We start from the raw sequence: 25,920 nt of genomic DNA, 5'->3' as shown, positions 1-25,920 counted from the left end.
GTCAGCCGCTCGCCTTCTGCGTGAGGTCGTAGAAGGTGGCCGAACCGACCGTGACCTTCTTGAAGTTGGCCTCGACCCAGGAGGTGATCTGGGAGGACGTGCCGTCGCTGCTGCCGCCCATGCCACCGCCCGCGCCGGAGGCGATGAAGTAGTGGATCTTTCCTTCTTCCACGTACTTCTTGAACTGGGCCAGGGTCGGGGACGGGTCCGTGCCGTTGAAGCCGCCGATGGCCATCACCGGCTCGCCGGTGGACAGCTGGTAACTCGCGGCGTTCTGGGCGCCGATGGCCGCCGCGGCCCAGGTGTACTGGTCGGCGTCGGTCTCCAGCAGCTTCTTGGCCTCAGAGCCGACGCTGGCGCCGTTGAGCAGACCGCCCATGCCGCCACCGCCGCCCATGCCGCCCATACGGCCGCCGTCGCCGGTCTGGCCGCCGGGGGTGGTGTTCTGGCCCTGCTGGTTCCGGCCGCCGCCCGGGAAACCGCCGCCGGGGAAGCCGTTGCCCTGCTGCCCCTGTGCGTTGCCGTTCCCGGTGCCGGGCCGCTGCCCCTGCTGGTTCTGGCCCCTACCCGGGAAGCCGCCACCACCGGGACCACCGCCGCCGCCCGGCCCACCGCGTCCGCCCGCGACCGCCGGACCCGCCGTGACGATCGAGCCCGTGTGCCCCTCGTTCACCGTGGTGAGCGTGTACGCCGCCGGGCCGGCCAGTGCCGCGACGAGACCGAGCCCGGCCGCTCCCAGGGCCAGTCGGCGCCCCAGCCGGCCGGCGAAGATCAGGCCGAGGGCCGCCGTCAGGCCGCCGACCAGGACGAGCCACTTCAGCCAGGGCAGGTAGTCGGAGGAGCGGTTGAGCAGGACGTAGCCCCAGGCCGCGGTGGCCGTCATCGCTGCCGCCAGGGTCAGGGACGCCCACGCCTTGTCACGCTTGTCCCAGAGCAGCGCCGAGCCCATGCCGACCAGCGGTGCGATGTAGGGAGCGAGCGCCACCGTGTAGTACTCGTGGAAGATGCCCTGCATGTAGCTGAAGACCAGCATGGTCGTGATCAGCGCGCCGCCCCAGACGAGGAACGCGCCGCGCGTCACCGACGTACGCCGTGCCTTGCCCGTGGCCACCAGGCCCGCGACGAGCAGGATCAGCGCGGCCGGGATCAGCCAGGAGATCTGGCCACCGATGCTGGAGCTGAACAGACGGTCCCAGCCGGTCTCGCCCCAGTTGCCACCGCCACCGCCACCGCCACCACCGCCTCCGACGCTGCCGGTCTCGTCGCCGTTGAGGCGGCCCAGGCCGTTGTAGCCGAAGGTCAGTTCCAGGAAGCTGTTGTTCTGCGAGCCGCCGATGTACGGGCGGGAGGACGCGGGCCACAGCTCGACGATCGCGACCCACCAGCCGCCGGAGACGACCAAGGCGACGGTGGCGAGGGCCAGTTGCCCGAATCGCTTCTTCACCGACACCGGTGCGCACACCGCGTGGACGAGCGCCAGCGGCGGCAGGATCAGGAAGGCCTGGAGGGTCTTGGCGAGGAAGGCGAAGCCGATGGCCACCCCCGCCCACACCAGCCACCTGGTACGGCCGTCCTCCAGGGCCCGGATGACGAAGTAGCAGGCCACGGCCATCAGCAGGGCCAGCATCGCGTCCGGGTTGTTGAAGCGGAACATCAGCGCCGCGACGGGGGTGAGCGCGAGCACAGCGCCCGCGATCAGACCGGCCGCGGGGCTGAACCGGCGGCGTACGGCGGCGTAGACGACGGCCACCGTGCCGACGCCCATGAGCACCTCGGGGACGAGGATCGCCCAGGAGCTGAGGCCGAACAGCCGCACCGACAGGGCCATCGGCCACAGCGCGGCCGGGGGCTTGTCCACGGTGATGGCGTTGGCCGCGTCCAGCGAGCCGAAGAAGAGGGCCTTCCAGGACTGGCTGCCCGCCTGGACGGCCGCCGAGTAGAAGGAGTTGGCGTAGCCGGAGGCGCTCAGGTTGTAGAGGTAGAGCACCGCGGTCGCCAGCAGCAGGCCGAGGAAGGCCGGTCGGGCCCAGCGGGGGTCCTCGGGCCGGCCGCGCCACAGTCGTTGCGGCAAGGGCCGCTTGGGTTCACCGGCGTCGGGAGCCGGTGCGGGGGCAGCGGGGTGACTGGTCCGGGTGTCGGGACTCGGGCCTCTGTCGGTGGTCTGCTGGTCGTAGTGGACGGTCATCGGAAGTCCCTCGCATCGGTGTCGTGGGGGCGCACCGGCAGCAGCTGCACGGTGGCGTCCTGCCAGGTGCCGTCCGCGGCTTCACCGGCGCGGAACTGGGCGTTGGGGTACGCGGTGTTGGGGTATGAGGCGGTGGGGTATGAGGCGACCACCGTCGTCTCGCTGTCGCGCCGGTCCGGGAACACCCACGCCCGGAAGAGCAGGAAGCGCAGCACGGTGGCCGCGAGGTTGGCGGCGATGAGCACCGCCAGTTCGGTGGAGTGCGCGGGCTCGGACGTGGCCGCGCCCAGCGCGGCGAGCGAGCCGCTGGTCAGGGCGAGCCCGATGCCGAAGACGACGAGGCCCTGCGCCTGGTGCCGTACGGCCCCGCCGCACCCGCGCACCCCGAAGGTGAGCCGCCGGTTCGCGGCGGTGTTGGCGATCGCCGAGACCAGCAGGGCGAGCGCGTTGGCGACCTGGGAGCCGGTGAAGACGCGGAAGCCGCTGTAGAGGAGCAGGTAGAAGAGGGTGGAGAGGCCGCCGACGACGCAGAAGCCGACCAACTGCCGGGCGAGGCCCCGCGGTACGTCCTTGATGTCCCGGTCGCGCGGGTCGTCGCCGAACGGCCGGGTGAGCCGGTCCAGCGGCAGCGAACCGGTGGCCAGGGCCCTGCCGATCCGCCACACGCCCTTGAGGTCGTCGGTCGCGGTCTTGACGATGTGCACGGTCGAGTCGGGGTCGTCGACCCAGTCGACCGGCACCTCGTGGATACGGAGTCCCGCGCGCTCGGCGAGCACCAGCATCTCGGTGTCGAAGAACCAGCCGGTGTCCTCGATCAGGGGCAGCAGCACCTGCGCCACGTCACGGCGGATCGCCTTGAACCCGCACTGGGCGTCCGAGAAACGGGCCTGGAGCGAGCCGCGCAGGATGAGGTTGTAGGCCCGGCTGATGAACTCCCGCTTGGGGCCGCGCACCACGCGCGAGCTGCGGGCCAGCCGGGAGCCGATCGCGAGGTCCGAGTGGCCGGAGATCAGCGGCGCCACCAGCGGGAGCAGGGCGTTGAGGTCGGTGGACAGGTCCACGTCCATGTAGGCGAGGACCGGGGCCTCCGACGCCGACCAGACGGCTCGCAGGGCCCGGCCGCGGCCCTTCTGCTCCAGGCGGAAGGTGGTGACCTCGGGGATCTCCGTTGCCAGCCGTGCCGCCACCTGCGGGGTGGTGTCCGTGGAGGCGTTGTCCGCGATCGTGATGCGGAACGCGTACGGGAACGTGCGGGCGAGGTGCTCGTGCAGTCTGCGGACGCACGGCTGGAGGTCCCTCTCCTCGTTGTAGACGGGGATCACTACGTCCAGGACAGGCGTACCGGCTGGTCCGGCCGGGAGGTGCTCCCGCGCCGGCAGGGTGCCGGGAGAAGAGTCGGTTCGCATGGAACCGACTTTCGTCAGGCGCCCTGTTGTGCCCATGTGGTGACGCTGTGGCGTGCCTGTGAGTGCTGTTGCCGGCTCATTTCCGGCTGCGGCTGGGCCGGCAGCGCGGGCAGGTGCACCGTGAACACGGTCCGCCCGGGCACGCTGTCGACGGCCACGGCACCGCCGTGCGCGGTCGCCACGGCCTGCACGATGGCGAGGCCGAGACCGGTCGAGCCGGTGGCGCGGGACCGCGCGGAGTCGCCGCGGGCGAACCGTTCGAAGACGTGTGGGAGCAGCTCGGCCGGGATGCCCTGCCCGTTGTCCTCGACGTCCACGCACAGCCAGGTGCCGCGCCTCTGGACGCGGGCGGTGACCGTCGTACCGGGCGGGGTGTGGGTGCGGGCGTTGCCGAGCAGGTTGACGAGGACCTGCTGGAGCCGGGCCGCGTCCGCCGCCACGATCGCGGGCTCGTCGGGCAGGTCGAGACGCCAGTTGTGGTCCTGGCCTGCCGCGCGGGCATCGCTGATGGTGTCCACGACGAGCGGTACGAGGTCGGTCTGCTCGAACTGCAACGGCCGCCCGGCGTCCAGCCGGGCGAGCAGCAGCAGATCCTCGACGAGCAGCGTCATGCGCCCGGCCTCGGACTCGATCCGCCCGAGGGCGTGCCGGGTGTCTGGCCCGACGTCCTCTCTCCCGCGCCTGGTCAGCTCGGCGTATCCGCGAATGGAGGCGAGGGGCGTCCGCAGCTCGTGACTGGCGTCGGCGACGAACTGCCTGACCCGCATCTCGCTCTGCTGCCGTGCGTGCAGCGCGCCGTGGACGTGGTCGAGCATCCGGTTGAGCGCGGCACCGACCTGACCGACCTCGGTGTGCGGATCGGTCTCGGAGTCGGGGACCCGCTCACTGAGGTTCACCTCGCCGGTGTGCAGGGGGAGTTCGGAGACCCGGGTGGCGGTGGCGGCGACGCGGCGGAGGGGGCGGGTGGCTACGCCGATGAGGACGGAACCGGCGATGGCGGCGGCGACGAGGCCGGCGCCGGTGACGCTGACCTCGACGAGGATGAGGGTGTTGATCGTGGTGGTGACCGACTCGGTGGGCAGCGCTACGTAGTAGCTGCCTCCGTCGGCCCCGGGGACGTACTGCACGCGGTACGCGCCGAGGCCGGGTAGGTCGACGGTGTGCATTCCACTGGTCGGCACCTCGGCGAGGGCGGCCTTCTGCTCGTCGGTGAGGCTGACGGCCGAATTCCGCTGGAAGGGGCCGATCTCGTTGGAGGCCTCCTTGGCGATGAACGCCCGGGTGACCGTGCCGTCGGCACCGATCTCGGCGGCGATGGTCTCCGGCTGGGCCGGTCCCCTGACGAAGCCGGTGATCCTCTCGATCGAGTCGGAGTCGTTTTCGCCCCCGGGTTTCATAGGACCCGACAGGCGCTTGCCGGCGTCGTCGACCTGCCCGTTCAACTGCTCGTACAGATGCGACCTGAGGGCAAGCGTCGTCACCGTTCCGATCACCGCACACACCACGGCGATCAGCACCACGGACGCGACGACGAGCCGCGTCCGCAGCGTGCGCGGCTTGCCCGCCCACTGCTGCGTATCCGGCCGTCGCCGCCCGCTCATGACGCCGCGGGCTTGATCAGGTAACCGGCACCACGCCGGGTGTGGATCATCGGCTCCCGCCCCGCGTCGATCTTCCGCCGCAGATACGAGATGTACAGCTCGACGACATTGGCCTGCCCGCCGAAGTCGTACGACCACACGCGATCGAGGATCTGCGCCTTGCTGAGCACGCGCCGCGGATTGCGCATCAGGAACCGCAGCAGCTCGAACTCGGTCGCGGTCAGGTGGATGTTGTCACCGCCCCGGGTGACCTCGTGACTGTCCTCGTCGAGGGTGAGGTCGCCGACGACCAGCGTGGAGTCGGAGCGCCGGTCGGCGGCACCGGACCGCCGTATCAGCCCGCGCAGCCGCGCGACGACCTCTTCGAGGCTGAACGGCTTGGTGACGTAGTCGTCTCCACCGGCCGTCAGCCCGGCGATCCGGTCCTCGACGGCGTCCTTGGCGGTGAGGAAGAGAACCGGCACGTCCGGCAGCTCACGGCGCAGCCGTCCGAGAACCGCCAGCCCGTCCATGTCGGGCAGCATCATGTCCAGGACGACGGCGTCGGGCCGGAAGTCGCGCGCCGTCTGGATCGCGCCCGTGCCGTCACCGGCACTCCGGATCTGCCATCCCTCATAGCGCAGGGCCATGGACAGCAGTTCGGTGATCGACATCTCGTCGTCCACCACAAGCACTCGGACGGGGCTCCCGTCCGGCCTCAGCAGTTCGGTGCGCCCTTGGGGCGAGGTCGTGGTCATGGTGAACACGGTGTCGGGGTGCTCTGAGAGCACCCTTTCGAGAACCTGTGATTTCCCTGAGAAACCCACAGGCACTTCTCAGGGAACGCCTGGGAATGCCAGCGAGCGGGGTTCATCAGCGGGCGGGTCAGAACAACCCCTCCTGCACACCCACCTCCTCCTTGAACTCCCTCACCGGAACGGTCAGTTCCGTACCCGCGGCGGGCACCAGCCCCCACCCGCTCATCAGCCGCGTGTCCAGCACGACGACCCCGCCCCCGGTCGCCAGATGCAGATCGGGTCCGGCAGCAGCCACGAGTTCCCCGCTCACGACCCCACCGGCGACGAGCTCGCCGACCTCCCCGACGGCGACGGGCAGCCCGGCGAGCCCGAACACCTCCACATGATCGACAACTCGCAGAGGCTCCCGCACGAGCGACTCCGGCCACCCACCCAGCGCGACCGCCCGCGCATGCAACTCGGCGACCTCGACGGCCCGGTCAGCCGCCGCCTCCGGAAGCACGGACCGCACGGCCCGCTTCTCGACGTATGGAATCCGGTCGGGCACCCCCAGCGCGGCCCGCAACAACTCCTCCGTACGCCGCGCGGCCATCAGGGGCCCGGCACCGAGCCAGCTGAAGCACACCGCCCCCTGCTCGAGCAGCCGGGCCGACCCCCGCTCCTCCGCCGTGATCCCGACCTTGACCATGCCGGGCCCGAACCACGCCAGATACACGCGATACGGCCGCGGATCGTCCGCGATCGTGTCGGCGGCCACGGAGTGCGCCCGGTCCAGCCGCGCACACTCCTCGCACCGCGCCCCCGTACTCCGCGCCGACACGGCCGCCCCCGTCGGACACGCATGCCCCCGAGCCCCCACGCACGTCCGCCCACCACCCTCCGCGACCCCGAAGGCCACCCGTTTCCCCCAGGTCAGCGCGCTGCGCCGCCCGCCGCCCCACGCCAGGACGGGACCGTCCGCCGACCACCGCAGCCCCGAGCATTTCCATGCCTGTGCCATCTCTGACGAGACTAGAGGGCACCACTGACAACGGCGTCCGCGCGAGTCAGCGCCCGGAGTCGGCACCCAGGGCAGCGGCCTCGGGCTCCCCGCCCACACTCACATCGCCGCGCACGGAAGCGCCCCCGGCCACCTCGGCCGTACCGCCCGCACTCGCCGTACGCCGCCGCCCGGCCAGCCGGCACCCGAGGCACTCGTCATGCCCGGCCCGCGCCCCCGAGTCCCGCACCCGCCACCCCCACTCCTCGCGGGGCCGGGTCCCTGGTCCCTTCCCCCAGCCGGCCAGATGCAGCGCCCAGGTGACGAGCAGACCGACCACAGCGATCCCGAGCCCACCGGCGATCAGCACACCCGAAACGAAACACACCCCCGCCCCCGCCACAGCGGCCCCGACACTCGCGATTCCCGTTCCGACCCACCCCGCGACGGTATGCCCGTGGTCATACTGATGTGCGCTCATGCGCTGCCCCCTTACGGACGAAGGTCTCGGGAACCCACCCCCGAATCCCTCACCAACAAGACTTTTAGAGCCCAAACATCTCACGAACTAAGGGATCTGGGAATGCGAGCCAAGCCGCGTCCGGCCGCCACGGCGGAGCAGGCACTGTTGGCGATGGACCACCTCATCGCGACCCACCTGGTCGGGCAGCATGAGATCGCCGAACAGGTAGGCCTGAGTGTGACCGACCTCACCTGCTTCGCCTACGTCATCGAGGCCGGTGAGAACCTGCCCACGGCCGGCGACCTGGCAGCCCGCGTCCACGTCACGACGGGCGCGGTCACCGGCATCCTCAACCGCCTGGAACGCGCCGGCTACATCACCCGCCGCCCCGACCCGACCGACCGCCGCCGCATCCGGGTAGCCGCCCAGCCCGACGCGGTCGCCCGCGTCCGAGAGGTCTACGAGCCGTACTACGCCCGCCTCACGGAACTCTTCACGGACTACTCCCCCGACGAAATCGCGGTCCTGAACGACTGGTTCACCCGCGCGAGCGCGCTGGCGGCGTGCTACCTGGAGGAGCACTGCCGCACTGACTGAACGCCGACCGAGAACCGCAAGACGGCCCCACCAGCGGTATCTCCGTCACCCTGACCGCCGGAACGCTGCGGGCGATCCGTGAGCGGGTCGGCAAGCGGGGAGTCTCGGCGTACCTGGAAAGGGCTGCCCAGCGGCAGATCGAGCGGGACAACCTCGACGAGCTGATCGCGGACTTCGACAAGGTGCTCGGCCCGACCGACCCGGAAGTCGTGGCAGCCAAGCGCGCCCGGCTGACCGACGGCTCCTCCGATGCCGGCGCGGCAGCGTGAGCGGTGCCCTGGCCCTCGGCAGCGAGGCCCTGGCGAGGGCCGTACAGCGTGATCGAGAGATCCACGAGTGGCTGACGGCGGCCCGCGACGCGGACCTTCCGGTGGTCACGTCTGCGGCGGTGCTGCTCGAGGTGATCCACCCGGAGATCAACGACGCCGCACTGAAGTGGACCCTGTCCCGCCTGACGGTCCTGACGTCGACACGGAAGACGCCGGGCTGCTCACTGCCGAGCATCGACGTGTGAGCCGTGGAGAAGGTCTGAGCCGAGGCCTTCCGCTACGCGCCAGGAGCCCGGTACTGGACCTGCTCGGCTGTGCGCAGGGCCTCGATCGTCTCGTCGACGGTCAGGAGAACTGTCGTCTCGAACGAACTCAGCGCACCGCCTCCGCTGATCGCCAGCGCAACCGCGGCCATGGACACGTTGTCCGGAGCCTCCCACAGGTTGTAGCCGTCGTGCGTGCCGAAGGCATACCAGAAGCCGTGGAGCTTCCCGCCGACGGACTCGATGTACGACTGAGCTGCCTGTGCCCGGTCCTCCGGGCGGCCGATCAGCCTCGCCCAGGTCTCCGGGGTATAGCTGAACCTCGACAGGTAGAGCGGCATCATGTCTCCCTTGCGTCCATCAAGGGATGCCCCGCGGGGCGGTAAAGGCGCCGGCGGCGACCCGCGCATCACCCGAATGGCCGGAGACGTTGAGCGCCCATCGAGCCTGGGAAACGCCAGAGGCCCCGGAGTGATCCGGGGCCTCTGATTTGTGTGCACTCGGCAGGATTCGAACCTGCAACCTTCTGATCCGTAGTCAGATGCTCTATCCGTTAAGCTACGAGTGCTTGTTCTGTTTTTTCGCCGCTCCCGGGCCTTTCGGCTCGCTCGCGGCGACAGGAAGAACATTACATGACTGCCGCCGCCATGTGAAATCCGTTTGCCGTACCCCTTGTGACCTGCGGAAACCGCCTCAGAGGCCCATCGGCGCCGGGGTCGACGACAGCGAAGCCCCGGTCGGGTGACCGGGGCTTCGTGATCAGGTGCGGAGGCGGAGGGATTTGAACCCTCGATGGGCTTTAAGACCCAAACCGCATTAGCAGTGCGGCGCCATAGACCGGACTAGGCGACGCCTCCAGGCACATCCTCCCGCGCGACCGCGAGTCGGTGCGTGCCGATGATGACACAGTCGAGCGTGCTGTCACCAATCGACCCCCACGGTACTAGGCGGGAAGGGCGCAGGGCAAAGGCCTTGTCCGGCCGGTGCGGCGGTACGGGGGCGCTGCCGTGACCGGCGTGGCGGGGTGTGGGGCGGCGAGGGGCGCGGTGGAGTCGTGCGGTATCTCGGCCCGGCGCGCAACGTACCGGCCCGCGCCGCGTTAGTCAGGTCATGTCGCATGCCATTCGCCGGGCTGAACCCGGAAACGCCCCCCGAACCTCCTGGACCTCCTGGACCTCCCGGACCTCCCGGACCACCGCTCGCCCCGGTCTGCGGCGGCTCGTCGTCGGTGCCGCCGCCTCCGCCGCCGCCTTCGGGTCGCTGGCCGCGGTGTCTCCGGCCGCGTACGCCCTGGCCGGCGGGGGCGGTCCGCTGTCCCCGGCCGGTCTCGACGCAGGCCGGGACCCGGGCCGGGACCAAGGGCGGGATCGGGGCCAGGACCGTGATCACCTCGTCGTCACCGTGCGGAACGCGGGCGGTGCGGCCGACGGGACGTACGAGTTGTACTGCGGGCCCGACGGCGGCAGCCATCCCGACCCGCGCGGAGCCTGTGACGCCCTGGAGCGGGACACGCGGTGGGGGAAGGACGTCTTCGCACCCGCCCCGGAAGGCGGCATCTGCACCATGCAGTACGGAGGGCCGGCCACCGCGCACGTCACCGGCACCTGGGCCGGACGGCCCGTCGACGCCACGTACGACCGCCGTGACGGCTGCGGGATCGCCCGCTGGGACCGGCTCGTGCCGCTGCTGCCGGACATGGGGGCCGAGAAGCGCCCCTGAGTGACTTGAGGGGAGCGCGTGTCGGCATGCGGCGTCCCTATCCGGCCACGCACGCTCCCATCCGGCCACCCGGGCAAAAAGGTACAGAAACACTGTCCTCGTAAAGGTCCCGCGAAGGTCTCGCGACGTCGTTGCAGGAGGGCGGGCGTTTCCGGTTACTCGGTCGTCAGTTCGAGGTCACTTTGTCGTGCGACCTCGCTCTCATCCGGCGTCGCGAGCGCAACCACAGCCCTTAGACTCCCTCGCGTGACACGCTGCGGGACGGTTGGCAAGATGGCCCGAGCGGTCGGCAAGGTGCGGTAACAGGGAGGAAGCGTCTCGTGAGCAGCAGGCCATCCCGAGGCGCTGCTCGCCTCGCAGCCATACTGGACGCGCTTCCCGACGCGTTGGTGCTGGTCAACGCCAATGGGACCGTCGTCAACGCCAACACCATCGCCCTGGAGGCCTTCGAGACGCCGGGGACCGCTCTGGTGGGGCGTGGGCTGCTCGATCTGCTGCCGCAGTTCGACTCCAAGCTCATCCCTGGGTCCATGCGGCGGCCGGAGCACCTCGATCCGCATGCCCGGACCAAGCCGACGCGGATGATCGCGCGCAGGACCGACGGGACCGAGTTCCCCGTCGAGGTCACCAGTGCGAATCTGGAGAACGGGCAGCAGGCCTACGACGGTTACGGCTACACCGGCGACGAGCTGCTCATGCTCGTCGTGCGGGACCTGTCCGGGACCGTGGACACCGAGGCCGAGCTGGCGCGGTCGCAGCGGCAGACCGAGATGATCCTGCGGGCCGCGGCCGAGGGCGTCGTCGGGACCGACACCGACGGGCGGATCGTGCTCGTCAATCCGGCCGCCGCTCAGATACTGGGTTTCCGGGCCAGCGACCTCGGCGGGCGTGCACTGCACGATCTCGTGCTGCACTCGCGCGCCGACGGATCGCCCTTCCCGTACGAGGAGTCGCCGCTCGCCGACACCCTGCGCTCCGGGCGCAAGCACCGGGTGCGCGGGCAGGTGCTGTACGCCAAGGACGGCGGCAAGGTGCCGGTCGATCTGACGACCGCGCCCGTGCGCGACGGCGAACAGCTCGTCGGCGCCGTGATGACCTTCACCGACCGGCGGCCGTACGACGCCGTCGTCGAGGAGAAGGAGGCGGCGGAGAAGCGCCACGAGGAAGAGCTGGAGCGGATCGCCGAGGAGCACGCCTCCGAGCTGACCGCGCTGCGCCAGCAGCACGTCACCGAGCTGGAGGAGCTGCGCGAGCGGCACGCCGAGGAACTCGGCGCGAACGAGGACCGGTACGCCGCCCTCGGGGAGCGGGAGAAGGACCGGTACGAGGCACTCGCCGCGCGGCACGAGCAGTTGCTGACCCTGCTCGGTCAGTCGCTGCGCGGGCCGCTGGAGGAGCTGCGCCGCGAGCTGGCCGCGCTGGCTGCCGACGACGCCGGGCAGCTCTGGCCCGAGGCCAACCAGGTGCTGCACCACCTGTCCGCCGGGTATTCGCGCATCACGACGCTCATCGACAACGTCCTCGGCTACCAGCGGCTCGACACGGGCAGCGAGGGCATCTCCCGTACGAAGGTGATGCTGGACGCCGTCGTCGCCGCCGGTGTCGACGGGGCCGTCGAGCTCATCGGGCCCGGGCGGGTGCAGTTCGCCGTGCACGCGCCGCCCATCGAGGCCGAGGTCGATCCCCGGCTGCTCGCGACCGCCCTCGCGCACCTGGTCGCGGACGTGGCGGGGGTCGACGCGACCGGCAACACGCCCGTGTCCGCGGGCGGTTACATGGACAACACCGTCGTGGTGGCGGCGGCGCAGCGCGGCGAGGTCGTACGCATCGAGGTGCGCGGGCCGTACACCGGCGGCGACACCGTGCACGAGCCCATCGTCCGCGGGATCGTCCGGGCTCACGGTGGCGTGCTCCAGACGCATGAAGTGCCGGGGATGAGCGGTAACGCGTACGTCCTCGAAGTGCCGATCGGGGGCGGGGCCGGGGCGGTTGTCGCGGATGCCGTCCAGGCGGTCGACGAGGGGCTGCCCGCTGCCTTCGGTGAGCAGACCTCCGGCGAGTACACCTCCGGTGGAGGACGGCGCCGGGCGCGGCGGGCCACCACCGATGCGTTCCTGGACGGTGACGTTCCCGCTGAGGGCGACGGGGCCGAAGGGTCCGGTGCCGAGGGGGTTACGCCGACCGGGCGGCGGCGGAGGCGGGCCGCCGGGGAACCGGCTGCCCTTCCCGCGCAGGCTTCCGGTGAGGGTGCGGCCGTTTCGGGCGGTACCGGACGGCGGCGGCGCAGCGCCGAGAACGCCGGCGCGGTTGCGGCCCTGCCCGTCGGGGGTGCCGTCCAGGGCGTCGCCGAAGGGGCCGTCGTCACGGCCGCCGAGCATGCGGCGGGGACCGCCGCATCGGGCACGGGGCTGGGCGGCACCGTGCCGCCGCAGGGCGTGCCCGCGCCCTCCGGGCGGCGGGCCCGGCGTGAGCCCGGCGAGCAGCACGCGCTGCCGCCGGCACTGCCCGCGCCGTCCGGCGAGGCCGCCGCGGAGTCCACCGACGCGGCCCAGGGCCAAGCCCAGGCTTCGCAGCCGACCGGGCGTCGGCGGCGGGCGCTGGCTGCCGCCGCCGAGCGGGCGGCCGCGCAGGAGGCGGCGGGTCCGCGTCCGGTGTTCGCCCTGCCGCCGGCCGAGGCGGATCAGGCCCCGGCCGGACCGGCCGGACCGTCCGACCAGGGGCAGCAGGTCGCGCCAGGTGGTGTGCCCGGTCAGGGGCCGGTGCCGGGTCAGGCGCAGGGGGCCGCGGCGGTTCCTGGTTCGGCTGCCACCGGTGACGGGGTGGCCGAGGAGGGTCGACACGACGCCGTTCCGCACGACCAGTCCGCCGATCACACCCCGCCGCAGCCCCATCCCACGAGTGCGCCGACGGGGCGTCGGCGGCGGGCCGTGGCGGCTCAGCCGACCGACGGCGGCGGAGTTCAGGCGCCCGGTACGGCACCTGTGCAGGGGGCTGGACAGCACGCTCCTGTGCAGGGCGGTGCCGGTCAGGCGGGTCTCGCCCCGGCGGGTTCCGTACCCGCCGGGTCCGAGCAGGGAGTTCCCGCTCAGCAGGACGTCACCGGTCAGATTCCGGCGGGCCAGGCCGGTCCGGGGCAGGGTGCCCCGGGTCAGGGTGTGCCCGTCCAGGCCGGGGTGACCGCCGGGCAGGTCGCGCCCGGTACGGCCGTGCCGCCGCAGGTTCCGGCGCAGGGCAACGCAGCTCACCCGCAGGGCGACGCCGTGCACCCGCAGGGCAACGTCGCCCAGCCGCAGGGCACCGCAGTCCCGCCCCAGGGTGTCGCCGCACCCCCGCAGGGCGTGTCCGTCCCCGCCCCGGGCGGTCTCGGGCACAGCGTGCAGGCGGCCCTCCCCGGTCAGGCGCTTCAGCCTGCGTCCCTGAACCAGCCCCACGGCGCCCAGCCCCTGCCGCAGCAGAACACCGTCACACCGGAGCAGCAGCCCTCCGCCGGTCAGCCGCTCCCCGCCGAAGCCGCCCCCGGGCACGGCGCCCCGGCTCCGGGCACCCCGGCTCCGGGCACCCCGGCTCCGGGCACTCCGGCCCAGGGCACCGCCACCCCCGGAGCCCCGTCCGCGGCACAGGGCACCCCCGCCCCCACTCCCCAGCCACAGCCCTGGCCCGCCGCCGACCACAGCACGGGGGCCGGTGTCGCCGTACCTCCGAACGGTGCGGCGCAGTCGGTACCGCCCAAGGGCGCGGCACAGTCCGCAGCCCCCAACAGCACCGCCCACCCCGTGCCACCGAACGGCACCCCCGCGGCCGGAACCCAGGCCCAGGCCCAGTCCCCGCAGCCCCACACCCCGGCCCCGGGCACCCCGCTGCCCCCGGAGGGCGCGGCGCGGGCGGCTCAGCCCTTGCCCGCGGAGGCGGCCGCGCCCGTCGATCCGAACTCGACGCAAGGGCGGGCGATCAGCGTGCGGACGCTGGGTCAGGGCGTGCCGTTCAACCGGCAGGCGGCCCACGTGCAGCAGCCGTCGGGCGTGCCCGCCTCGCGTCCCTCCGCCGCTTCCGCCCCGCAGGCGCCGGGGGTGCCCGCGTCCCAGCAGTCGGCGACGCCGCCGCCGCACCAGTCGAACGGATCGGGCCGGCGCCGCAAGCTGGGCACGCCGCCCGACCCGGCCGCGCGGACGGAACAGGCCGGGCGGACCGAGCAGACCTCGCGCCAGGAACCGGCGCCCCGCCCCGAGCAGGCCGCCCGCCCGCATCCGGCGACCGAGCCGACGCCCGCGCAGGGCACCGCCCAGGTCCCCGCGCCCGTCCCGGCGCAGCCGTCCCTCGCCGGTCAGTCGCGGCTCGCGCAGATGACCGAGGGCGGTGGACGGTCGTACGCCATAGGCGCGCCGGACGAGAACGCCGCCGAGGGGCCGGAGCCGCTGGACGGGCCGGGCGGTGCCGTCGAGGTGGCCGATCCGCCGCTGCCGCAGCCGATGGACGACGAATTGCCGCCGGAGCCGCTGGACAACCCGCGGCGGCTGCTGGTGTGGCCGGCGCCGGACGTCAGCACCTCGCAGGCGCTGAGCGACCGCGGCTACCGGCCCGTGATCGTGAACTCGCGCGAGGAGGTCGACGCGCAGATCGCGGCCTTCCCCGCCGCGCTGTTCGTCGATCCGCTGACCGGGCCGATCACGCGTACGGCGTTGCAGTCGCTGCGGCAGGCCGCCGTCGCCGCCGAGGTGCCCGTCCTGGTCACGGCCGGACTCGGGCAGGCCTCACGGGACGCGGCGTACGGTGCCGATCCCGCCGTCCTGCTGAAGGCGCTGGCGCCGCGCGACAGTGAGCAGCACCCGCCGCGCGTACTGCTGATCGAGGAACACGCGGAGATCGCGCTGGCGCTGACGGCGACGCTGGAGCGGCGCGGAATGCAGGTCGCGCGGGCGGCGAGTGACGCCGACGCGGTGACGCTGGCGGGGCAGTTCCGGCCGAACCTGGTCGTGATGGACCTGTTGCAGGTGCACCGGCGACAGGCCGGGATCGTGGACTGGCTGCGCGCGAACGGGCAGCTCAACCGCACCCCGCTCGTCGTCTACACGGCCGCCGTCGACCAGGCCGACCTGCCGCGGCTGGCCTCCGGAGAAACGGTGCTCTTCCTGGCTGAGCGGTCCACCAGCAACGAGGTACAGTCCCGGATCGTCGAGCTGCTGTCCCGGATCGGGACCAACTAGCGGGCCCTATCGGGCCGTCAGGCGGCGGGCCGCCTCCTTGACCGAGGTGCGCAGGCGGTCCCGGTCGGGGTCCTCGCCCCCGACCAGGATGCGCCGCATCTGCGGCACGACCGCGGTCCAGTTGGCCAGGGCGGTCAGCAGGAACAGCAGGTCGGCCGCCGGGATGGCGTCGGTGACGACGCCCCGGTCCTGGCCGTCCCGGAGGGCGGCGACCTTGCGGGCGTAGTGCTCCTGGCGGTCGGACTCGTGGGGCAGTTCGGTGCTGCCGTACTCCAGTCCCTCCCAGAAGAGCAGGCGCAGCAGCTCCGGGTGGGCGGCGTGGTAGTCCATCAGGCGGTCGACCCAGCCCCCGATGTCGTCCGGGTCGACGGGGACGGCTTCGGCGAGGTGGAGCATCTTCTTCTCGAGGACGATCGCGAACAGCTCCGCCTTGTTGCCGAAGTAGGCGTAGATCAACTGCTTGTTGGCCTTCGCCTCGGCGGCGATGCGGTCGATGCGGGCGCCGGCGATGCCGTGCCGGGCGAACTCGGCGACCGCCGCCTCGAAGATCCGGGCCTTGGTGGCCTCAGGGTCCCTTGCTGCCATGGGGGAGAGGGTAGCGCGCCAGGTAACCAACTGTTTGGTTGACAGGGAATCGAAGGGCGCCCCACACTGTTGCCCCGTTATCCAACCAACCAGTTAGTTGTTAGAGCCGACTCCAAGGAGTCCTCCTCCCATGCCGCCAGCGACCACGAGTACGACCACGTCCCGCCGGGCAGGCACCGCCCCCGCGCGGCCGGCGCGTACCCCGTCCCCCGGTCTCTTCCTCGTCCTGATCGCCGTGTGCAGCGCGGTCACCGCCGCCAACATCTACCTCGCCGCCCCGCTGCTCTCGCTCATGGCACGCGACTTCGGCTCGGCCCCCTCGGCCGTCGCCTGGATCGCCTCGGTCGCGCAGCTCGGCTACGCGGTCGGCCTGCTGTTCTTCGCGCCGCTCGGCGACAGCGCGAACCGGCGTCGGCTGGTCGGCGGGCTCACGCTCGTCACCACCGTCGCGCTGGCCGCGAGTGCGGCCGCCCCGGGGGTCACCGCCCTCGCAGTCGCCGTGTTCGTCGCCTCGGCCGCGACCGTCATTCCGCAACTGCTCGTCCCGCTGGTCGCCGAACGCGCTCCGGCCGAGCGGCGTGCCCGGCATGTCGCGGCCGTCATCGCGGGCCTTTTCACCGGCATCGTCGCCGCCCGGGTGCTGGGCGGACTGGCCGGGCAGGCCTTCGGGTGGCGGTGGGTGTTCGCGGGCGCGGCCGTGCTCACCCTCGTCCTGGGGCTCGCGACCACCCTCGTCCTGCCGTCGCAGCGGCGACGGGAAGGCCCGCTGTTCGCCGGACTCGCCGCGCTGCCCTCGGTGCTGCGCCACTCGCCCGACCTGTGGCGCGCCTGCCTGCGGCAGGCCGGGATGTTCGGGGCGTGGAGCGCGCTGTGGACCTCGCTCGCCCTGCTGCTGACCGGGCCGGCGTACGGGCTGTCCACCGCGGCGGCCGGGCTCTTCGGGCTCTTCGGGCTGACGGCGAGTGCCGTGGCGCCGCTGGCGGGCGGGCTGGTGGACCGGTTCGGCGCGGCGCGTGTCGTGCGGTCCGCGTACCTGCTCGCCGCCGTGTCCGTGCCGCTGTTCTGGCTGGGCGGGCACACACTGGGCGCGCTGTTCGCCGCCGCGGTCGCGATCCACGCGGCGCTGGTGGCGTCCCACGTCGCCAACCAGACCCTCGCCCTGACCGCCACGTCCACCCCGGCCACCGCCAACACCGCCTACGTGGTCGCCGGTTTCGCGGGCGGTGCCGGCGCCTCGGCCCTCGCCGGGTTCGCCTTCAGCCACTTCGGCTGGGGCGGGGTGTGCGGGGTGGCGGGCGTGTGGCTGGTGCTGGGGTGGGGGCTGACCGCCGTACGGCGGTGACGGCGGTCAGGCAATGCGTCCCCGGAGGTCAGAGCCGGGTGATGTCCAGCTCCCCCTGCGCGTACTGCCTGCGCAGCACCTTCTTGTCGAACTTGCCGACGCTCGTCTTCGGCACCGCCGGGATGACCGTCCAGCGCTCCGGGAGCTGCCACTTGGCGATCCCGCCCTCGGCGGCGAGGAAGGCGCGCAGGGTCTCGAAGGTGGCGGTGGAGCCTTCCTTGAGGACGACCGTGGCCAGGGGGCGCTCGCCCCACTTCTCGTCGGGGACGGCGACGACGGCCGCCTCGGCCACCTCCGGGTGGGACATGAGGGCGTTCTCCAGCTCCACCGACGAGATCCACTCGCCGCCGGACTTGATGACGTCCTTGGCCCGGTCGGTGAGGGTGAGGTAGCCGTCGGGGGAGATCGTCCCCACGTCGCCCGTCTTGAGCCAGCCGTCCTCGCTGAACTTGTCGGCGGGACGGAGGGGGTCGGCGTCCGGGCCGTTGTAGTAGGCGCCGGCGATCCACGAGCCGCGCACCTCCAGCTCGCCGGCCGACTCGCCGTCCCAGGGAAGGCGTTCGCCGCCCGGGCCGGTCAGCCGGGCCTCGACACCGGCCGGGAAACGGCCCTGGGTGAGGCGGTAGGCGAACTCCGCCTCCGTACCGGCCACACCGGCCGGGGGACGGGCGACCGTGCCGAGCGGGGACGTCTCCGTCATGCCCCAGGCATGGCAGACCCGCATGCCCAGCTTGTCGAAGGCCTCCATCAGCGACGGCGGACAGGCGGAGCCGCCGATGGTGACCTGGGTGAGGGAGGAGACGTCGCGGGGGTGCGCGGTCAGCTCGCCGAGCAGGCCCTGCCAGATGGTCGGGACGGCGGCGGCGTGGGTCGGCTTCTCGCTCTCGATCATCGCGGCGAGCGGGGCCGGCTGGAGGAAGCGGTCCGGCATCAGCATGTTCACGCCGGTCATGAAGGTCGCGTGCGGCAGGCCCCAGGCGTTCACGTGGAACTGCGGCACCACGACCAGCGAGGTGTCCTCGTCGGTCAGGCCCATCGACTGGGTCATGTTGACCTGCATGGAGTGCAGATAGATGGAGCGGTGGCTGTAGACCACGCCCTTGGGGTCGCCGGTGGTGCCGGAGGTGTAGCACATGGCGGCGGCCTGGCGTTCGTCCAGCTGCGGCCAGTCGTACGAGGAGGGCTTCCCGGCGATCAGGTCGTCGTACTCGTGGACCCGCGCGGTCGCGTCCGCGAGCAGGGAGCGGTCCCCGGGCCCGGAGACGACCACGTGCTCGACCGTCTTCAGGTGCGGGAGCAGCGGGGCCAGCAGGGGGAGCAGCGAACCGTTGGCGATGATCACGCGGTCGGCCGCGTGGTTGACGATCCAGGCCAGCTGCTCGGGGGGAAGCCGGAGGTTCAGGGTGTGGAGGACCGCGCCCATGGAGGGGATCGCGAAGTAGGCCTCCACATGCTCCGCGTTGTTCCACATCAGGGTGGCGACCCGGTCGTCGCCGGCGACGCCGAGCTCCTCGCGCAGGGCGTGTGCGAGCTGGGCCGCGCGGGCGCCGATCTCGGCGAAGGAGCGGCGGTGCGGCTCGTCCTCACCGGTCCAGGTGGTCACCTGTGATGTCCCGTGGATCGTCGACCCGTGGGTCAGGATCCTCGAGATCAGCAGCGGTACGTCCTGCATGGTGCTCAGCACGGCGTCCTCCCGGGCGACATTGCCTACGCGGTGGTAAAGGTTGCGCTGATTCTGCGCACATACCGCGCGGTATGTCACTAGCCCCGGGCGATCGATCACGTCACGGCTACCGACGGAACCGCTCACCGCCGACCGACACATCCGCTCACTGACGCACAAGCCCCAGCTCAGCGTCCTCGCGGAGCTTGCCGAGCGCGCGGGAGACGGCCGACTTCACCGTGCCCACCGAAACGCCGAGCACCTCGGCCGTCTGGACCTCGCTGAGGTCCTCGTAGTACCTGAGGACGACCATCGCCCGCTGCCGGGCCGGCAGCCGCATGATCGCCCGCCACATCGCGTCGCGCAGCGCCTGCTGCTCGGCCGGGTCGTCGGCGCCGCGCACCGGCTCCGGCTCGGGCAGCTCGTCGCAGGCGAACTCGTCGACCTTGCGCTTGCGCCACTGCGACGTCCGCGTGTTCAGCAGCGCCCGGCGCACATAGCCGTCGAGGGCGCGGTGGTCCTCGATGCGCTCCCAGGCGACGTACGTCTTGGCGAGCGCGGTCTGCAACAGGTCTTCCGCGTCGCTCGGGTTGCCGGTGAGCGAGCGGGCGGTACGCAGCAGCACCGGCTGGCGGGCCCTGACGTACGACGAGAACGACGGGTACGGAAGAGCCCGCGCCGCTGGTGCAGCGGCCTTCGACGCGCTGGTGCAGACGAGTGTGGTCATGGCTCAACGCTATGAGCGGGGCCGCCGTCAGCGGATCGGCCGCAGGTCCCGAAGCGGGGTCCCCCTCAGGTTGTAGGAGTAGGGCTTGCTGGACCTCCTGTAGGTGGAGCGGGGGGCCCGGCGTACTGCGGGTTCACCCCTGGGGGTCGGCGGTAAGTACGAGCCCCGACGTCGGCACGCCCGTCCCCGCCGTCACCAGGACCCTCTCCGCCCCCGGTATCCGGTTCACCGCCGTCCCCCTGATCTGCCGGACGGCCTCCGCCACCCCGTTCATGCCGTGCAGGTACGCCTCCCCCAGCTGCCCGCCGTGCGTGTTGAGCGGCAGGCGCTCCTCGGCCACGAAGTCCGGCGCCTCGCCGGGGCCGCAGAAGCCGAACTCCTCCAGCTGCATCAGCACGAACGGCGTGAAGTGGTCGTAGAGGATCCCCACGTCGATGTCGGCGGGCGCGAGCCCCGAGGTCCGCCACAGCTGCCGGGCCACCACCGCGGTCTCGGGCAGGCCGGTCAGGTCGTCGCGGTAGAAGCTGGTCATCTGCTCCTGCGCGCGTCCCGCGCCCTGGGCGGCCGCCGCGATCACGGCGGGCGGATGGGGCAGGTCGCGCGCCCGCTCCACGGAGGTGACGACGAGCGCCTGCCCGCCGTCCGTCTCCTGGCAGCAGTCCAGCAGCCGCAGTGGCTCGGCGATCCAGCGGGACGCTGCGTGCTCGGCCAGGGTGATGGGCCGGCCGTGGAAATAGGCCGCCGGGTTGGTCGCCGCGTATCTGCGGTCGACCACGGCCACGTGCCCGAAGGCCTCCGGTGTCAACCCGTGGGTGTGGAGGTACCGCTGGGCCGCCATCGCCACCCATGAGGCCGGCGTGAGCAGGCCGAACGGCAGTGCCCAGCCGAGCGCCGCGCCCTCCGCCGACGGCTCCCGGTGCCGTACCCCGGAGCCGAAGCGGCGGCCCGAGCGCTCGTTGAACGCCCGGTAGCAGACGACCACGTCCGCCACTCCCGCGGCGATCGCCAGGGCCGCCTGCTGGACGGTGGCGCAGGCCGCGCCACCGCCGTAGTGGATCCGGGAGAAGAAGGAGAGCTCGCCGATGCCCGCCGCCTGGGCCACGGTGATCTCGGGGCTGGTGTCCATGGTGAACGTGACCATCCCGTCCACGTCGGCGGTGGTGAGCCCCGCGTCGTCCAGGGCCGCCCGCACCGCGTCGACGGCCAGGCACAGTTCGCTGCGGCCCGAGTCCTTGGAGAACTCGGTGGCCCCGATGCCCGCGATGGCGGCGCGCCCGCCGAGACCGTCCCGCCGTCTCAGGCTCATTCCGGAACCCTCACTGTCACCGCGCCCGTGACGTGCTCGCCGATGCCGTTCGCGCCGACGACCCGGACCGTCACCATGTCCCCGTCGACCTCTTCGACGGTGCCCGTCAGCACCATCGTGTCGCCGGGGTGGTTGGGCGCGCCGAGCCGGATCGCCACCCGGCGCAGCACGGCCCGGGGCCCGAAGTGGTCGGTGATGTACCGCCCGACCAGACCGTTGGTCGTCAGGATGTTCATGAAGATGTCGGGGGAGCCCTTCTGCCGGGCCAGTTCCGGGTCGTGATGCACGTCCTGGTAGTCCCGGGAGGCGATCGCCCCGGCGACGATCAGGGTGCGGGTGATCGGGATCTCCAGGGGCGGGAGGCGGTCGCCGGTGTTCACCGCGTCACCCCCTGGAAGACGGGCAGCACCAGCTCGTCGTCGTACTGCCGGAAGAGGAGCCGTACGGGCATCCCGACGCGCACCTTGTCGTACGGCACCCCCACCACGTTGCTGACGATCCGCACCCCTTCCGCGAGCTCGATCAGCCCGACCGCGTAAGGACCCGCCGCGGCAGCGGCGTGATCGGATGCGGTGAAGGCCGGGAAGGGCGGGTGGTGCATGACGACGTAGGAGTAGACCGTCCCCTCGCCGCTCGCCTCGACGGTGTCCCAGTCCAGGGAGCCGCAGCTGTTGCAGCCCGGCAGCCAGGGGAAACGCAGGGTGCCGCAGCCGGTGCAGCGCTGGATCAGCAGCTCGTGGCGCGCCACGCCCTCCCAGAAGCCGGCGTTGTCGCGGTTGACGACGGGGCGCGGGCGGCGTTCCTCCGGTTTCTTCGGGCGGCGTGCGGGGGCGTACTTGAGGATGCGGAAGCGGTGGGTGCCGGCGAGTTCGCCGCCCGCCCTGATGTCCGTGCGGGTGGTGACGAAGTAGCCCGTCCCGAGCCTCGTGGTCTTGCGGCCGGACACCGACTCGATCACCGAGTCGAAGGTGATCTCGTCCCCGGGGCGCAGAGGGCGGAGGTACTCCTGCTCGCAGTCGGTGGCGACGACCGCGTCGTGGCCCGACTCGTCGAGCAGGCCGAGGAGTTCGTCGTACGCCGCCGTGCGTTCCGGGCGGCGGGAGAGACCGGCCATGGTCCACGCCTGGAGCATGGTGGGGGGAGCGATGGCGTCCGGGCCCGTGTACGCGGGATTGGTGTCGCCCATGGCCTCGCACCAGTGCCTGATCATCGGCTCGTTGACGGGGTCCCGGCCGACCTCGGTGGCGGCGGCCGGGCGGCCCTCGTAGGCCTTCAGGCGCGCCTCGAACTCCTCGTGGACCTCCGGCTCACCACTCACGGTTTCTGACTGTCCGTCAGATCCACGGCCACGTCAAGGCCCCCGCAGCCGCGAAAACGCCCGCGCGGCGGCACCGAGGTACCGCCGCACAGGCGCTCGCCACCCCACGAAGCACACCCGCACAGGGCGCGGGCCGACGCCGGTACACCGGTCCGCTCGGCTCACCACCACAGCGGGGCGAAGCCGGCGGCGGCGTCGGCGTCGCCCTGGTTGACGGCCATGAACGCCGAGCCGTCGGCCTGGGCGGTGTCGCTCTGGTTGGAGGCACCCTCACCGACGGCCTGCTGCCGGGTGGTGGCCGCCCGTCCGGCTCTCCGCCCCGGCGCGTCACACCCGCTCCCTCTTTCCTTTTTCGAACGTACGTACGAAACTAGGAGCATGGCCACCACCGACCGGCAGGCCACGACGCTGGCCCTCGTACACGCCCTGTCAGCCGCCGAACGCGGACTGGCCGTCATCCCCCTGTCCCGCACCAAGCTCCCGGCGCTGCGTTCCCCGCACCGCGACGACCGCGCCCCCTCCCCCTGCCACGGCGAGTGCGGCCGGCTCGGCCACGGGGTCTACGACGCCTCCAGCGACCCGGCCCGCATCCGCGAACTGTTCGCCGCGGCGCCCTGGGCGACCGGGTACGGCATCGCCTGCGGCCTGCCCCCGCACCATCTGATCGGCGTCGACCTGGACGTGAAGACCGGTGCGGACTCCTCGGCCGCCCTGCGCGAGCTGGCGCTGCGGCATCTGTTCACCATCCCGCCGACGGTGGTCGTCGTGACCCCGTCCGGCGGTCGCCACCTCTGGCTGAGCGGCCCGCCCGACGTGGTCGTCCCCAACTCGGCGGGCCGTCTCGCGCCCGGCATCGACATCCGGGGCGCCGGCGGTTACCTCGTGGGCCCCGGCTCCCGCACCGGCCAGGGCGTGTACGCCGCGGCCCCGGGGAGCGCGCACCTGGCCCCCGCACCCTGCCCGCGCTCCCTCCTGCGCCTGCTCCTCCCGCCGCCCCGCGCCCACCACCCCACGCCCCCGACGACCGGCGGACACGGCCAGGGCCTGGTCCAGTTCGTCCTCGCCGCGCACGAGGGCCAGCGCAACACCCGGCTGTTCTGGGCGGCCTGCCGGGCCTACGAGGACGGCATCGGCCCCGTACTCGTGGACGCCCTGGTCGAGGCCGCGCGGGGCACCGGCCTGTCCGAGCGCGAGGCCCGGGCGACGATCGCGTCGGCGGCGCGGATGACGGGGCATCGGCCGTGAGTGACACCCCGTCCATGAGCACCGAAAGACCTCCATGCGACAGCACGCCACATCGCCGGCCCTGGCGCTCGCCCGCCTCGTCCTGGCCTCCGGCCGCTCGGTGGATCTCGCCGAGCTGCGGTTCACGTCGACGTACGGCGACCTGCTGGAGGGCTATCCCTGCAAGCCGGTGAACGACCTGCGGATCCGACGGCTGCTGCGCGCCGCCGAGCGGGCCCGCCCCGGCACGCCGGTGCACCTGGTCCCGCCGCCGCGCGCATACCCCGACCAGTACGCGGGCGGCCTCGGGCCCGTCGAGGTCCTGCCCGCCGTGGCCTGCGTCGGCACGTTCCACTCCACGGCTCTCGATCCGGCCCGCGACCCGGTCGCGTACCGCTCCCGTCTCACTGTTCTCTGGTTCCAGGCCACGCCTCGCCTGCCCTCGGACTGCGACGCGGAGCCCGGGCTGCGGGACCTCGACTGGGCGGGACTGGCCCGGGACGCCCGGGCGCTTGCGTAGGGTCGTCCGATGAGCGTTTCCCGTACGGAACTACCGCGCTGGCAGTTCGAGTTGACATGGTCGTTGTTCGAGTACCACCTGGAGCGGCTGGAGCCGGAGGACTTCCTCTGGGAGCCGGTGCCGCTCTGCTGGACGATGCGCAGGGGCCCCGACGGCACCTGGATACCGGACTGGGCGGACACCGAGCCCGACCCCGTGCCCGTCCCCACCATCGCCTGGGTGAGCTGGCACATCGGCTGGTGGTGGAGCGTGGCCCTCGACCACGCCCAGGGCCGCCCGCCCCGCGACCGCACGGACGTCGAGTGGCCCGGCGCGGGCACACCGGCCATCGAGTGGCTGCGCGGCCTGCGCACACAGTGGCTGGCCGTCCTGGACGACCTCACCGACACCGACCTGGACGCCACGGCAGCGTTCCCCTGGCCCGACGATCCTCAGTACACCGTCGCGCACATGGTGGCCTGGGTGAACGCGGAACTGATGAAGAACGTGACCGAGATCGGCCAGCTGCGACTGCTGCGAGCGGCCTCCGCCTAAGGCGATGTGCGGTAGACCGTTGACTCGCGGGCCCGGAATCCGAGCCGCTCGTAGAGGCGGTTCGCGGCGGCACGGTCCGGCCGGGAAGTGAGATCGACCGTACGGGCCCCGGCCTCGCGGGCGATCCGCAAGGCCTCCTCGATGAGCAGGCCCGCGACGCCCTGCCCGCGCACCGCGTCGTCGACGACCACGTCCTCGACGCGGCCCCTCAGCCCGGACGGCAGGGGCAGCAGCACGAGGGTCAGGGTGCCGGCGATCGCGCCACCCGCCCGGGCCACGAGCAGGGTGGTGGCGTCACAGCGCACCATCCGAGCCGCTGTTCTGCTCGTCGCGCTCGTCGTCCTTCAGGGGGGTTCCTCCGCCCTGGCCGCCGAACCCGGCGGTGGTGGCGGCAGCCCGTCGGGGTGATCGACCCGATCACGCCGTTCGCGCAGGGCGCCTCTGCGCTCGCCGGCATGGCCCAGCCGTTCTACAACGCGTTCAGCCAGGCCGTCTCGCCGGCTTGGAGGGCCTGGACGAGCGGCGCGGCCGCGCGCTGCGTGAGATCGTGGTGGCATGAGTATCGACGTTCGTCCGGCCTCGGACTTCGAGGACGTCCGTGCCGTGCTCGGCCCGAAGTCGCCCGGGGCGAACGTCTGTTGGTGCCTGAGCTACCGGATCCCGTCCAAGCTCAACAACGAACTGCGCGGACCGGCCCGCGGTGAATACGTCGCCGGGCTGTGTCACAAGGATCCCGCGCCCGGCGTGCTCGCCTACGACGGCGACGAGCCGGTCGGCTGGGCCGCCGTCGCCCCGCGCGCGGACACCTCCTTCGCCCGCAACCGCAAGATCCCGCACGTCGACGACCTGCCCGTCTGGTCGCTGTGGTGCGTCCGGGTGCGCCCCGGTCACCGGAAGCAGGGCATCTCGCACGCCCTCATCGCCGGCGCCGTCGAGTTCGCCCGCGCCCACGGCGCACCGGCGATCGAGGCGTACCCCCTGGACAACGGCGACGCCAAGGTCGACCTGACGATGGCGTACGCCGGCCTCCGGAAGAACTTCGAGCGGGCCGGCTTCAGCTACGCGGCGGACACCACCTCGGTGCTGGCCGGCCACCCCCGGATCCTGATGCGGCTCGACCTGTGAGGCCACGCGCACACACAAAGGCCCGACCGCTGGCGACGGGGGATGCACCAGCGGTCGGGCTATGGCCAAGGGTAACAAGCGCTTGCCCATCGGAACCGACTGTTCGTCAGTAAAGCCGGTGTTGTGACTCGCATCACTCAACTGCCGTGATTGCGC

The 25,920-nt window shown here is 72.3% G+C and carries 23 protein-coding genes, 2 tRNA genes and 2 pseudogenes; 10 read left to right on the top strand and 17 right to left on the bottom strand.

The features are described from left to right. Window position 1 precedes the first annotated feature (1 nt). The 6 genes from ACZ6TU_RS30150 to ACZ6TU_RS30125 all read right to left on the bottom strand — a co-directional run bounded on the left by ACZ6TU_RS30150 (window position 2) and on the right by ACZ6TU_RS30125 (window position 7,389). Window positions 2–2,185 carry an ArnT family glycosyltransferase gene (locus tag ACZ6TU_RS30150; protein WP_469552168.1) on the bottom strand — a complete coding sequence of 728 codons (2,184 nt, stop codon included), beginning with the start codon at window positions 2,183–2,185 and terminating at the stop codon, window positions 2–4. Then, entirely contained in the window at window positions 2,182–3,591 is a 1,410-nt protein-coding gene (locus tag ACZ6TU_RS30145) for a bifunctional glycosyltransferase family 2/GtrA family protein (RefSeq protein ID WP_469552166.1), read from the bottom strand. The genes ACZ6TU_RS30150 and ACZ6TU_RS30145 overlap by 4 nt, the downstream gene beginning before the upstream one ends. 14 nt (window positions 3,592–3,605) lie before the next feature. Continuing rightward, window positions 3,606–5,192 (bottom strand): sensor histidine kinase, encoded by a 1,587-nt coding sequence (locus ACZ6TU_RS30140; RefSeq protein ID WP_469552164.1) that lies wholly within the window; start codon window positions 5,190–5,192, stop codon window positions 3,606–3,608. Next, a complete protein-coding gene (locus ACZ6TU_RS30135) occupies window positions 5,189–5,929 on the bottom strand; it encodes a response regulator transcription factor (protein WP_467677925.1) in 741 nt (246 codons plus the stop codon). Before ACZ6TU_RS30135 ends, ACZ6TU_RS30140 begins: the two co-directional genes overlap by 4 nt. A 127-nt stretch (window positions 5,930–6,056) precedes the next feature. Further along, window positions 6,057–6,929 (bottom strand): DUF2797 domain-containing protein, encoded by an 873-nt coding sequence (locus ACZ6TU_RS30130; RefSeq protein ID WP_469552161.1) that lies wholly within the window; start codon window positions 6,927–6,929, stop codon window positions 6,057–6,059. Window positions 6,930–6,975: 46 nt separating this feature from the next. After that, entirely contained in the window at window positions 6,976–7,389 is a 414-nt protein-coding gene (locus ACZ6TU_RS30125) for an HGxxPAAW family protein (RefSeq protein WP_469552159.1), read from the bottom strand. A 102-nt stretch (window positions 7,390–7,491) separates the two neighbouring features. Here ACZ6TU_RS30125 and ACZ6TU_RS30120 point away from each other — a divergent pair, with 102 nt between their 5' ends. From ACZ6TU_RS30120 to ACZ6TU_RS30110, 3 genes and pseudogenes are all read left to right on the top strand, one after another. Beyond that, a complete protein-coding gene (locus ACZ6TU_RS30120; RefSeq protein WP_467677931.1) occupies window positions 7,492–7,968 on the top strand; it encodes a MarR family winged helix-turn-helix transcriptional regulator in 477 nt (158 codons plus the stop codon). Then, entirely contained in the window at window positions 7,965–8,237 is a 273-nt protein-coding gene (locus ACZ6TU_RS30115) for a hypothetical protein (RefSeq protein ID WP_469552245.1), read from the top strand. The genes ACZ6TU_RS30120 and ACZ6TU_RS30115 overlap by 4 nt, the downstream gene beginning before the upstream one ends. Continuing rightward, window positions 8,234–8,428, top strand: a pseudogene (locus ACZ6TU_RS30110) (DNA-binding protein); the annotation flags it as partial. The gene ACZ6TU_RS30115 and the pseudogene ACZ6TU_RS30110, both read left to right, overlap by 4 nt. Window positions 8,429–8,514: 86 nt before the next feature. On the opposite strand, the gene ACZ6TU_RS30105 reads toward ACZ6TU_RS30110, so the two are convergent. From ACZ6TU_RS30105 to ACZ6TU_RS30095, 3 genes are all read right to left on the bottom strand, one after another. Next, window positions 8,515–8,844, bottom strand: coding sequence for a GYD domain-containing protein (locus ACZ6TU_RS30105; RefSeq protein ID WP_467677933.1), 330 nt, complete (start codon window positions 8,842–8,844; stop codon window positions 8,515–8,517). Window positions 8,845–8,995: 151 nt separating this feature from the next. Then, window positions 8,996–9,068: transfer RNA gene (locus ACZ6TU_RS30100), tRNA-Arg, on the bottom strand. A gap of 198 nt (window positions 9,069–9,266) precedes the next feature. Then, a tRNA-Ser gene (locus ACZ6TU_RS30095) sits at window positions 9,267–9,357 on the bottom strand. Window positions 9,358–9,610: 253 nt separating this feature from the next. Here ACZ6TU_RS30095 and ACZ6TU_RS30090 point away from each other — a divergent pair. Both ACZ6TU_RS30090 and ACZ6TU_RS30085 read left to right on the top strand, forming a co-directional pair. Then, complete coding sequence (locus ACZ6TU_RS30090) at window positions 9,611–10,219, top strand: SSI family serine proteinase inhibitor (protein WP_467677935.1); 609 nt, start codon at window positions 9,611–9,613, stop codon at window positions 10,217–10,219. A 320-nt stretch (window positions 10,220–10,539) separates the two neighbouring features. Next, window positions 10,540–15,420 carry a hybrid sensor histidine kinase/response regulator gene (locus ACZ6TU_RS30085; protein WP_469552156.1) on the top strand — a complete coding sequence of 1,627 codons (4,881 nt, stop codon included), beginning with the start codon at window positions 10,540–10,542 and terminating at the stop codon, window positions 15,418–15,420. 6 nt (window positions 15,421–15,426) lie between these two features. Here ACZ6TU_RS30085 and ACZ6TU_RS30080 read toward each other — a convergent pair whose 3' ends face one another. Next, window positions 15,427–16,005 carry a TetR/AcrR family transcriptional regulator gene (locus ACZ6TU_RS30080; RefSeq protein WP_467677939.1) on the bottom strand — a complete coding sequence of 193 codons (579 nt, stop codon included), beginning with the start codon at window positions 16,003–16,005 and terminating at the stop codon, window positions 15,427–15,429. A 130-nt stretch (window positions 16,006–16,135) separates the two neighbouring features. On the opposite strand from ACZ6TU_RS30080, the gene ACZ6TU_RS30075 reads away from it, so the two are divergent. After that, on the top strand, window positions 16,136–17,347 hold the full coding sequence (locus ACZ6TU_RS30075; protein ID WP_467677941.1) for an MFS transporter: 1,212 nt from the start codon (window positions 16,136–16,138) through the stop codon (window positions 17,345–17,347). A gap of 28 nt (window positions 17,348–17,375) precedes the next feature. On the opposite strand, the gene ACZ6TU_RS30070 is transcribed toward ACZ6TU_RS30075, so the two are convergent. The 6 genes from ACZ6TU_RS30070 to ACZ6TU_RS30045 all read right to left on the bottom strand — a co-directional run bounded on the left by ACZ6TU_RS30070 (window position 17,376) and on the right by ACZ6TU_RS30045 (window position 22,741). Next, the gene (locus ACZ6TU_RS30070; protein WP_467678222.1) at window positions 17,376–19,019 is read right to left on the bottom strand and encodes a long-chain fatty acid--CoA ligase; all 1,644 of its coding nucleotides are present in this window, start codon (window positions 19,017–19,019) and stop codon (window positions 17,376–17,378) included. A gap of 157 nt (window positions 19,020–19,176) precedes the next feature. Further along, a complete protein-coding gene (locus tag ACZ6TU_RS30065) occupies window positions 19,177–19,737 on the bottom strand; it encodes a SigE family RNA polymerase sigma factor (protein WP_467677942.1) in 561 nt (186 codons plus the stop codon). Window positions 19,738–19,870: 133 nt separating this feature from the next. Further along, window positions 19,871–21,043, bottom strand: a complete 1,173-nt coding sequence (locus ACZ6TU_RS30060) for a lipid-transfer protein (RefSeq protein ID WP_469552154.1) — start codon at window positions 21,041–21,043, stop codon at window positions 19,871–19,873. Then, window positions 21,040–21,423, bottom strand: a complete 384-nt coding sequence (locus ACZ6TU_RS30055) for a MaoC family dehydratase (protein WP_469552153.1) — start codon at window positions 21,421–21,423, stop codon at window positions 21,040–21,042. Before ACZ6TU_RS30055 ends, ACZ6TU_RS30060 begins: the two co-directional genes overlap by 4 nt. Further along, window positions 21,420–22,361, bottom strand: a complete 942-nt coding sequence (locus tag ACZ6TU_RS30050) for a bifunctional MaoC family dehydratase N-terminal/OB-fold nucleic acid binding domain-containing protein (protein ID WP_467677948.1) — start codon at window positions 22,359–22,361, stop codon at window positions 21,420–21,422. The genes ACZ6TU_RS30055 and ACZ6TU_RS30050 overlap by 4 nt, the downstream gene beginning before the upstream one ends. Before the next feature lie 161 nt (window positions 22,362–22,522). Further along, window positions 22,523–22,741: a hypothetical protein gene (locus ACZ6TU_RS30045; protein ID WP_469552151.1), complete on the bottom strand. Its 219-nt coding sequence runs from the start codon at window positions 22,739–22,741 to the stop codon at window positions 22,523–22,525. Here ACZ6TU_RS30045 and ACZ6TU_RS30040 point away from each other — a divergent pair. From ACZ6TU_RS30040 to ACZ6TU_RS30030, 3 genes are read left to right on the top strand one after another with little or no spacing between them, the layout of a single operon-like run. Further along, window positions 22,740–23,606, top strand: a complete 867-nt coding sequence (locus tag ACZ6TU_RS30040; protein WP_469552148.1) for a bifunctional DNA primase/polymerase — start codon at window positions 22,740–22,742, stop codon at window positions 23,604–23,606. The genes ACZ6TU_RS30045 and ACZ6TU_RS30040 overlap by 2 nt on opposite strands. A gap of 34 nt (window positions 23,607–23,640) precedes the next feature. After that, the gene (locus ACZ6TU_RS30035; protein ID WP_467677953.1) at window positions 23,641–24,105 is read left to right on the top strand and encodes a hypothetical protein; all 465 of its coding nucleotides are present in this window, start codon (window positions 23,641–23,643) and stop codon (window positions 24,103–24,105) included. 9 nt (window positions 24,106–24,114) lie between these two features. Then, window positions 24,115–24,639 carry a DinB family protein gene (locus ACZ6TU_RS30030; protein ID WP_469552146.1) on the top strand — a complete coding sequence of 175 codons (525 nt, stop codon included), beginning with the start codon at window positions 24,115–24,117 and terminating at the stop codon, window positions 24,637–24,639. Here ACZ6TU_RS30030 and ACZ6TU_RS30025 read toward each other — a convergent pair. Continuing rightward, window positions 24,636–24,950: pseudogene (locus ACZ6TU_RS30025) on the bottom strand (GNAT family N-acetyltransferase); the annotation flags it as partial. The gene ACZ6TU_RS30030 and the pseudogene ACZ6TU_RS30025 overlap by 4 nt on opposite strands. Before the next feature lie 244 nt (window positions 24,951–25,194). Here ACZ6TU_RS30025 and ACZ6TU_RS30020 point away from each other — a divergent pair. After that, on the top strand, window positions 25,195–25,764 hold the full coding sequence (locus ACZ6TU_RS30020; protein WP_467677956.1) for a GNAT family N-acetyltransferase: 570 nt from the start codon (window positions 25,195–25,197) through the stop codon (window positions 25,762–25,764). The last annotated feature ends 156 nt before the right edge of the window (window positions 25,765–25,920 follow it).

It is taken from the genome of Streptomyces sp. NPDC052064 (genome assembly GCF_055585925.1).
Note: the sequence above shows the minus strand (reverse complement) of the source record. Positions and strands in the feature narration are given on the sequence as shown.